Annotated in this window: 7 protein-coding genes; 2 read left to right on the forward strand and 5 right to left on the reverse strand. The window is 69.5% G+C overall.

The annotated features are described in order from the left end of the window. The coding region (locus SFU54_RS07450; RefSeq protein ID WP_319015654.1) for an AAA family ATPase at nt 1–2,942 on the reverse strand (2,942 nt) is incomplete at its 3' end. 91 nt (nt 2,943–3,033) lie between these two features. On the opposite strand from SFU54_RS07450, the gene SFU54_RS07455 reads away from it, so the two are divergent. Next, entirely contained in the window at nt 3,034–4,278 is a 1,245-nt protein-coding gene (locus SFU54_RS07455; RefSeq protein WP_319015655.1) for a hypothetical protein, read from the forward strand. Between the two features lie 7 nt (nt 4,279–4,285). Here the strand turns inward: SFU54_RS07455 and SFU54_RS07460 are convergent, their stop codons facing one another. The 3 genes from SFU54_RS07460 to SFU54_RS07470 all read right to left on the reverse strand — a co-directional run bounded on the left by SFU54_RS07460 (nt 4,286) and on the right by SFU54_RS07470 (nt 7,417). Next, complete coding sequence (locus tag SFU54_RS07460) at nt 4,286–4,936, reverse strand: response regulator transcription factor (RefSeq protein WP_319015656.1); 651 nt, start codon at nt 4,934–4,936, stop codon at nt 4,286–4,288. Nucleotides 4,937–4,946: 10 nt separating this feature from the next. Further along, nucleotides 4,947–6,296 carry a sensor histidine kinase gene (locus SFU54_RS07465; RefSeq protein ID WP_319015657.1) on the reverse strand — a complete coding sequence of 450 codons (1,350 nt, stop codon included), beginning with the start codon at nt 6,294–6,296 and terminating at the stop codon, nt 4,947–4,949. A 278-nt stretch (nt 6,297–6,574) separates the two neighbouring features. Continuing rightward, entirely contained in the window at nt 6,575–7,417 is an 843-nt protein-coding gene (locus tag SFU54_RS07470; protein ID WP_319015658.1) for a putative RNA methyltransferase, read from the reverse strand. A gap of 107 nt (nt 7,418–7,524) precedes the next feature. On the opposite strand from SFU54_RS07470, the gene SFU54_RS07475 reads away from it, so the two are divergent. Next, nucleotides 7,525–8,376 carry an EamA family transporter gene (locus tag SFU54_RS07475; RefSeq protein WP_319015659.1) on the forward strand — a complete coding sequence of 284 codons (852 nt, stop codon included), beginning with the start codon at nt 7,525–7,527 and terminating at the stop codon, nt 8,374–8,376. On the opposite strand, the gene SFU54_RS07480 is transcribed toward SFU54_RS07475, so the two are convergent. Then, nucleotides 8,373–8,708 carry a DUF1801 domain-containing protein gene (locus SFU54_RS07480; RefSeq protein ID WP_319015660.1) on the reverse strand — a complete coding sequence of 112 codons (336 nt, stop codon included), beginning with the start codon at nt 8,706–8,708 and terminating at the stop codon, nt 8,373–8,375. The genes SFU54_RS07475 and SFU54_RS07480 overlap by 4 nt on opposite strands. Between the last annotated feature and the right edge of the window lie 97 nt (nt 8,709–8,805).

An 8,805-nucleotide genomic window follows, 5' to 3' on the forward strand; every position in this document is an offset into this window, starting at 1 on the left:
ACGAGATCGACCGTGCGCAGCACTTCGGCGTCGACGCTCTCGATCGCGCCCGAGTCGGGGTCGGGCATGCCGTGGCCGTCGTCGAGATAGTCGACCGCGATCGACGGATGCCCCAAGAACGACCCAGCCCACGGCAGCGACTCGATGCGGCCGGCGTAGAAACGACGGTTGACGAGTTCGGCGAGGTCTTCGCCGCCCGCGCGATACGAGCGCGTGAGCGACAGCGCGGGCAACAGTTCGCTGAGCTGGAAGAGGGCGGATGCGGCGTGCCGGGCATCCACATCGACATCGACGACCGGGCCACCGACCGCAATCGTGAACGGCGCGGGCGCCTGCGTGACCGGGTCTCCGACGGCGACAACCTGGCGGCCGCGGCGCACCGAACTCGCCACCTCGGCGACCGTGACGGCACCCGCGTCGAGCAGCATGACCGTGTCAAACGGAATGTCGTCGCTAATCTGGTGCACGTCGTAGGGCGACGCGAGCCACACGGGCGCGATCGGCCGACTGAGATGCGGGGCCTCGCGCTGCAGTTGAGCGGGCGTGATCGACCCACTCTTCAGCAGGGTCTTGAGCGCGGCGGCCTCGTCGGGCCAATCGGTGATGCCGATCGACCAGTTCTCGGCGAGCTGCCACGCGAGCAATTGCGCGCTGCCCGCGGCGTGCGCCTCGTCGACCAAGCGGAAGTCGGCCTCGAGACGTTCGAGCACGTCGGGCTGGGCGGCGAGCAGAGCACGGTCGTGCTGCAGCAAACTGTCGAGCGCCGAGCGCCACCACGCGAGCTCGAGCTCGGCGGCAACCTGCGACGGTGCAACGTGACGTGCGGCGAGGTCACTCAGCAGCGGCGCAACATCCCACTTCTCGAGCCGCTGCAACAGCGCCGTGCGCTCTTGCAGGTTGGCGAGCACGTCACTCTCGGCAGCCAAGCCGTCGAGCAGACCGTGCAGTTCGGCGAGCGGACGGTGCGCGAGCTGCTGGTCACGGCTGTGGTGGCCGAGCGGGGCATCCAGAGCCTCGAAATCGCGCTCGACCTGCTGGTAGGTGACGGCCACGTCGGCGATGCCCACGGGCACCGACGGCGTCACGCCACTCGGCACAAAGCGTTGCCAGAGCACACGCTGGTGTTGGATGCGCTGCAAGGCCTCGTGCATGTCGCCGACCGAGACTCCGGGGCGCAGATACTCTTTCGCGAGCGCCTTGAGGCGCCGACGCGTGGCCGCGGGCATCGTGTTCGACTCGCGACGGGGTGCCGTGGCGGCGATGAGTTCGGTGAGCGAGCGGTCGAAGACAGCCGGCTGAAACGCGTCGAGAGTGTCGCGCACGTCAGTGAGCAGTCGCAGATAGACACCCAACTCGGCGATCGACTCAAACTGCCGCAGGGGCGTCGCAGCGATCAGCGATCGCCCGCGCTCGACGAGGCGGGGTACGAGGTCGAGGTGCAAACGGCGCGCGAGTTCTTGCGCGTGCGTGGCCTCGTCGGCAGTGCGGAAGCGGGCTCCGTACCAGGGCGAGTCGCCGGGCCCGTAACTGAACTGGCCGAGTTCGGCGGCCTGCATCATGGCCTCTGCCGCCTCGCGGCGGTCGGCAGCGAGTAACTCGACGGCAGCGCGACTCAGGCGCGCGCGCGTCGTTGGCGGAGTCGGCAACAACTGCAGCCGGCTGAGCTCGTCAATGCAGTCGAGCACGCTGATGCCGAGGTCAGCATCGGGGCGCGAGAGCGCCTCGCGATACTCCACGAGCACGGTGCGCAACCGCACGAGTGCGTCGTTGACGTCAGCAACGCGCGGACGCTGGGCCTTCTCATTGCGACCAATCGCACGAATGAGGTCACGCCGCAGGGTCGAAGCCGAGACGGCGGTGCCCCGCAACCCGATGTCGGCGAGTCGCCGCTCAATCGTGCGCAGGGTTGCACGGCGCGGGCTCACGACAAGCACGCGCTTGTTCTGGGCGATCAGCGCACCGAGGGCGTTGACGACGGTTTGAGTGGCGCCCGTGCCCGGCAGCGTCTTGACGACGATCGAATTGCCCGCGGCGATGCTCGCGATGACGTGCTCTTGCTCAGCGTCGGCGTCGAGCAACAGCAGATCGGTCTCGGGCGGTCGCTGATCGGCCGGCACGGGCTCGACGGGCGACTGGCTCTCGTTGACGGCCCACCGCGCACTCGTATTGCCCGCGAGGGCATCGAGCACGGGATGCGCGAGATCGTGCGCGTCGGCGACCATCGCCGGGCCCACTTCAGCGAACGTGCTCACGACCAAGCGCGCGCTAATCGTGAAGCCGTCGAGGTGCGCGGTCAGCCCGCGCAAGCGATCGAGCGGAGGGTTCGGTTTGAACGCTTCTCCGTCATGGGCGAGTGCCACGAAAGCGGCTTCGTCGAGGTAGAGAGAAAACTGCTCGGCGAGGGCACGAACGAGGGCCGGGTTGACGACGATGCGTCCGGTGAGGGTGAGCTCAACATCCCGACCCCGACGGCGCAGCCGCAAGGGGCGCAAGAGTAAGGGGGCACAGTGGGCGACGCCGCCGTGCATCCACGAGACGAGGCCAATGCCGAGGGCCACGGCATCGATGCCGCGCACGCTCGCGAGCTCAACCCCCGCGTCGGCGATGCGTTCGGCCGCCACGCGCGCACTCTTGAGGGCAACGTCGTCACGCACGAGGTTGCTCAACAGCGTGGGGCTGCCAGCGATAAAGCGCGCAAGACCTCCGGGGTGGCTCGTGCCGAGCTCAATGCGGCCGCGCGGATCATCGTCAAAGTGCAGCAGCGTGCTGGCACCGCCCGCCCGCTCGAGCTCGTGACGCCACTGCTCCCAGACGGGCGTCGCGACGTTCATGGGCACCACGCGAGGGTCGTCGAACCGCACCGTTGAGGGTGACAGCGGGTTGAGCCCGCCCCCCTCGTCGGCGTCGATCTCATGATCGTCGTATCGGTCGGCACGCCACACGCGGCCACTGTAGGGCGAGAAAGGCAGAATTCTGGGGATTTCGGGCGGTCTGCCCCCGAACCCACCGAGGCAGCCACCCTAGAATCACGCCGTGGAACTCGTGGGCTCAGTCGCATCGGGGCTGGTGGCGGGCGGCGTCACGCTGCTCGTTGTCGTGGCCGCCGTCATGGTCGGCGGCATTGTGATCGTTGCGCGTCGGCGACGCCGACCGGGTCGCCTCCTGAAAGCGCCCGACGATGTGCGGCGACGGGCCGGTTCGGCCCTCGTGCGCGCCGACGACCGCATCGCCGAGGGCGAAGCCGACGTCGAGTTCGCAATCGCCCAGTTTGGCGAGCGAGCCGCGCAAGACTACCGAGCCGCCGTGCGCCGGGCGCGTGCCGATCGCGACGAGATCTTTCGGCTGCACCGCCTGATTGACGACGAACCCGACGCCGGTCTGGCGAACCGCGAGCGGGCCGACCGCATCGTCATGCTCGCTGACCGCGTCGACCGCGGGCTGGGCGAGCAAGCCGCGGCGTTCCGTGATCGCCGCTCGCTCGAGTCAACGGCTCCCGACCGACTCGCTCGACTCAGCACGCGCATCGCCGAGGCTCGCCAGCGGCTCATCGACGCAACGAAGCAACGGGATGCCCTCCTCACCCACCACGACCGCGCATCACTCGGCGCCGCCGCCGACGCCCCCGAGCGCGCCGCCCGCAGCCTCGACCGTGCCGAAACCCTGGCAGCGGAGGCAACTCCGGGCAGCACGGCCGCCGCAAGCAGCGTCATGGCGACGATCAGTGAGGCCGAGCGCTTGCTGTTTTCGGCCGAAGAGGCGCTCGAGCAGGTGCCCGCCGCGGCCGCGCGGCTCGACGACGCGATCGACGCGCTGCAGCGGTTGCGTGACGACGCGCGTGACGCCCGAACCGAAGCGCTCGAGGCCGCCGAAAAGGCGCCCGATGGCGACACGGGTGCCGCGATCACCACGGCCGTGGCACAACTCGATCGCGCTGCCCGCGCCGACGGCACCGACCCCCTCGAGCAGCTCAGCGACTTGCGCGACGCGATGGACGCCGTCGAGGTGTCGCTCGCCTCATCGCGCACGCAGGCTCAACGCCTCGCGCACGCGCGCGAGGCGTATCACGCGGCACGCGTGCAAGCCGAGGCGCAGATCGCCGCGGCGCGCGACGCCGTGGGCTCGCGCAGCTCTGCGGGTGCGCGGGCGCGGCTCGAAGATGCGGTGGACGAGTTGCGGGCATCCCGCGGCATGCTCGAGACCGACCCCGTGGGGGCGCTCGATGCCGTGCGCCGTGCGCTGACAAACGCGCGCGACGCCGAGGTGCTCGCGCGCTACTAGCCGCGCGCTACTGAGCCTGCAGCCAGGCGAGCACCGCGAGCACGCGGCGGTGGTCACCGTCAGCGGCGTCGAGCGCGAGCTTGGTGAAGATCGCCGAGATGTGTTTCTCAACGGCTCCGACGCCGATGAAGAGCGTGCTCGCGATGGCTGCATTGGTGCGGCCTTGCGCCATGAGTTCGAGCACCTCGCGCTCCCGCGCCGTCAACGACTGCAGCGGATCAACACGGCGGGCCATGAGCTGCGTGATGACCTCGGGGTCGAGCACGGTGCCGCCCGCGGCAACGCGGTCGAGAGCATCCCGAACCTCATCGAGCGACACGACGCGGTCTTTCAGCAGATAGCCGACTCCGCCCGTGCCAGCGGCGAGCAGTTCTTGCGCGTAGGCGACCTCGACGTATTGCGAGAGCAGCAGAATCGCGATCGCCGGATGCCGGCGACGCAGTTCGATCGCCGCGCGCACGCCTTCGTCGCGAAACGTCGGCGGCATGCGCACATCGAGCACCACGGCGTCGAGCTCGAGCGCGGGCACCGCCGAGAGCAGAGTCTCGGCGTCGCCGAACGCGGCAACGACCTCGACCCCGGCATCGCGCAACACGCGAACCAGCCCTTCGCGCAGCAGCACCGAGTCATCGGCGACCGCAACGCGAAGGGCTGACATGCCCTCCAGACTAGGCACTCGGCTCGCTTGCGGCGGCGACGGATGCTGCGCCCACGCCCGCCATCGGCAACGTCACACGCACGGCGGTCGGGCCGCCCTCGGGGCTCGAGACCTCGAAGGTGCCACCCATGCCCGCCGCCCGGTCGCGCAGCCCAGCGAGGCCGTGCCCGGTCTTTTCGACCGCCCCGCCCACCCCGTCGTCGGATACCTCGACCACGAGTGCCCCGTCAGCCGTCGTCACGCGCAGCGTGATGCCCGCGGCCTGCGAGTGCTTGGCGGCGTTGGCGATGAGCTCGCTCGCCACGAAGTAGGCGTTGCGAGCAACCTCGTCGGGCAAGTTGGCGGTTGCTCCGAGTTCGGTTTCGAGCGTCACCGGGATGCTCGAGCGCGTCGCGAGCGACTCAAGCGCCGCGAAGAGTCCGCGGTCGAGCAGCAGCGGCGGCGCAAAGCCGCGCGACAGGTTGCGCAATTCGTCGAGGGCGTCGTGGGCCTGACGGCGGGCATCCTGAATCAAGCTGGCCGCTTCGTCGGGGTTCGACGCGAGGCGGCTTTCGGCGGCGGCGAGATCCATCTGCAGGCGAATGAGGCGCTGCTGCGGGCCGTCGTGAATGTCGCGCTCGATGCGGCGCAAGGCCGAGCCTTCGGCGGCAACGGCGGCCTGACGCGAGGTGAAGAGACTCGACACCTGGGCTTCGAGCTGCTCGTTCGTGAAGCGGCCCAAGAACGGGCGAGCGATCGCGGCGTGCAGCCACGTGAGGCCGCGCAGCACGTAGGGCAGGGTAACGATCGCGACGACGCCCAGCACGATAAGGATGACGATCGCGGCAGCCCGGAATTCTTCGCCGAGGCCGCCGAAGCGAACCGTGTCAGTCCAACCCACGAGCAGCGCGAGAGGCGCGAATACGGCAGAACCGATGATGGCAAACGTCACCACCAGCACAACAAACGAGATGGTCGCGATGATCGGCGCGATCACCACAGCGTGCAACAGGGCCAACCAATAGCGGCCGTTCGCGAGTGGGCGCAGCCAGCGCTTCCACCACACGGCCGTCGGGTCGGCGGGCCAGACGGGTTCGCTGATCGGGGTCTCACCCGACCACCGCAAGCGAGCGATCTCAAACTGCCCCGTGTAGCGCGCGAGAAGCAGCGTCAGCGAGATGAGGAAGATGCCGACGATGACGATGAGCAGGCTCACTGCCGTTGAGAAGATCGAGCTCAAGACGCTCATCACGACGATCGCGATCACGAACGTCGGAATCAGATAGCCGAGCGCACGCGGAACGCGACGCCACAGGGCGCCGTAGCTCCAGCTATCGGCAACGGCGGGCGCCGCCGCGGTGGGTGCGGGTGCGGTGGTCATGGGTTTCTCCTGAGGTCAGACTGCCACGCAGCACGGTGCTGCGAGCGTGAACTCAGCCTCGCGAGCCAACGCGCGCCGCGGCATCCGGCCGACCCACGAACCGCACGGGGGCTAACCCCCGCCTGCCCGCGACCTCGCCCGCCGCGTCGCCCCCGGGTTGCCCGCGCGTGCAATAACTACTGCAAAGGTGCCCGGTGGCCCAGAACTCTGCCGACCGGCAGCGATTCTGCAGACGTTAGTGCACAGCTTGGCCAGCTGCAGGGCAACGATCGAGACAGCTAGACGAGCTGCAGGGTCACGATCGACACCGCGATCGTCACACTGATGGGCGCCTGCCATTCGGCGAGCACCTTCTCGACCTTCGCGCGGTCTTGGTGAAACGCGTTGGGGCCCATGAACACGGCGTCGAGAGCCTGCTCGACCGACAGCTGCACGCGCTGACGCACCTCGTGCACGCTCACGACGCGTGCGTCGGGGATGCTCACCGCCACCTCTTCTGCCTTGCCCGCCGGCACCTTCATGAGCTTGAGCCCGTGGCCGAGCTCGCGCAGGTGATCAGCGTGCGGCACGACGAACACGGCGGTGCCGCCGGGAGCCAGAATGCGCCGCACTTCGGCGGCACTGCCGGGCGCAAAGATGCGCAGGGCAACGGCAACGCTTGCGTCGCGCAGGGGAATTCCGGTCCAGACATCGGCGCTCACGCCGGCCAACCGCTCGTGCGCGCGGGCCGCGATGCGCACCGCAGGCGCCGAAGCGTCGAGCACGACCGCGCGCAGGTCGGGGCGAGCATCCAGCACCGCCGTGGCATACCAGCCGGTGCCGCCACCGAGGTCGGCAAGCCAGCCCCGCGCGTCCGTTGGCACGGCCGCCAGCACGGCGTCGCGAATCTCGTCGTGCCAGCCCTCGCTCTGAAAGCGCTCGCGCGCCTCGAGCATCTCGACCGTGTCACCGCTCGCGGGCGCACCCTTGCCCTTGTGGGCGGCGCGCAAGCTCAAGTAGCCCTGGCGAGCCTGGTCGAAGTGGTGGCGGTTGGTGCACGACGCACCGCCGTCGGCCGGCGCCAGCGGCTCGCCGCAGCTCGGGCACTGCAGAATGTCAAAGGCCGCGTCGAGGGTGCTCACGTGCGCAACCGTACAGGGCGCGGCGGGCCACCCCGCGCTCGGTAGGCTGAGCGCGGCGACTCCCGAGCAGGTTCGGCGGCCATTTCTCTCGGCGCGAAGGTGCTCGCATGGCGCTCGTCTACATCCTCATCAACGCGCTGTTCATTGCCGTCAGCAACGTCATGGGTGGTGTCGCGGCGCGACGCTTGCCTCTCGCGATCGTCGTGGCCATCGCCGGGCCGACCACGGTGGTCATCGCCCTGGTGCTCGCACTCGTGATGCCGGGCACGCCCAGCTGGCCCGGCTTCTGGCTCGGATTTGCTGCGGGCTTGCTCGGCGGCAGCGGCCTCCCCATCGCGTATCGCGCTTTCGCGATCGGACCCGTCGGCATCGCGGGCGCCGTGCTCGCCGTCGTCGGCACGGGCCTGCTCGTGCTCGTGGGCGTCATCACGGGCGACACCATCACTCCCCTGCGCGGCGCTGGACTCGCCCTCGGGCTCATCGCGATTCTGCTCGTGACCTACCGGCCCCCGGTCGACGGCGTGCGGCCCAGCCTGAAAGGCCCGCTGCTCGCGGCGATCGCCGCCACCCTATTCACAGGCTTCATCGTCACGATCAACTCGACCCCCTCCGCCGACGGGCTCTGGCCCATCGTCGGAGCCCGCTTCGGCGTCACGACCGTCGCCATGGTGTTGCTGGGGTGGATGCTCTACCGCCAGGGTGCCCGCGCCGTCGGCGGTCACTTCCGCACCCGGTACGTGCTCTTTCCAATGGCCACGGGAGCCGCCGACATTCTCGGCAACCTGTTTCTCGTGCTCGCGCTGCAGACGGGAGACCTCGTGCTGCTCGCGATTCTCGCGCCCGCCGCCCCCGTCTTCACGGCGATCATCGGCCGCGTCTTTCTCGGAGAGCTCATGACGCGCTGGCAAGTGCTCGGGCTCGTCGTGGCCTCGGCCGCGCTCGTGCTCGCCTCGCTCTAGGCGCGCGCGGCGAGTGCCGTCGCGATGAGCTCGATCACGTCGAGGGGCAACGGCTTCATGTGCACAAAGTGCACCGAGTCGGTCTTCGCACGATATGGCCCGACCACGGCTTCGAATTGCTCGTCCCCTCGGTAGATCGGGTAGAGCGCGAGGTGCTGCTTCCAGTGCGCGTAGTGCAGGCCGTGACGGGCGTCGATCATGACGGCGGGCATCCCGTAGCGAAACGCCTCGGTGCCGTTCGGGATGCACCGCAGCAGCACCTCGCGCACCGCCGTCAGGCGCTCGCGCGTCGCCTCGGGCGCCGCAGCGATGTAGTCGTCAATCTCGCTCATGCGCGGGCCGCGGCCACGCGGGCGAGGGCGAGGCGGTCGGCGGCGTCGAGGGGCGTGATGCCCTCGAGGGCCGCGAGGGCCAGCACGTCGGCGAGCG

The sequence above is a fragment of the Microcella sp. genome, from assembly GCF_033763155.1.
Classification (GTDB): Bacteria; Actinomycetota; Actinomycetes; order Actinomycetales; family Microbacteriaceae; genus Microcella.

Bases quoted from the DNA above. Each gene is read 5' to 3' on its own strand.
- SFU54_RS07460 (WP_319015656.1), bottom strand. From the start codon at position 4,936: ATGTCAGCCCTTCGCGTTGCGGTCGCCGATGACTCGGTGCTGCTGCGC.
- SFU54_RS07465 (WP_319015657.1), bottom strand. From the start codon at position 6,296: ATGACCACCGCACCCGCACCCACCGCGGCGGCGCCCGCCGTTGCCGAT.
- SFU54_RS07475 (WP_319015659.1), top strand. From the start codon at position 7,525: ATGGCGCTCGTCTACATCCTCATCAACGCGCTGTTCATTGCCGTCAGC.
- SFU54_RS07480 (WP_319015660.1), bottom strand. From the start codon at position 8,708: ATGAGCGAGATTGACGACTACATCGCTGCGGCGCCCGAGGCGACGCGC.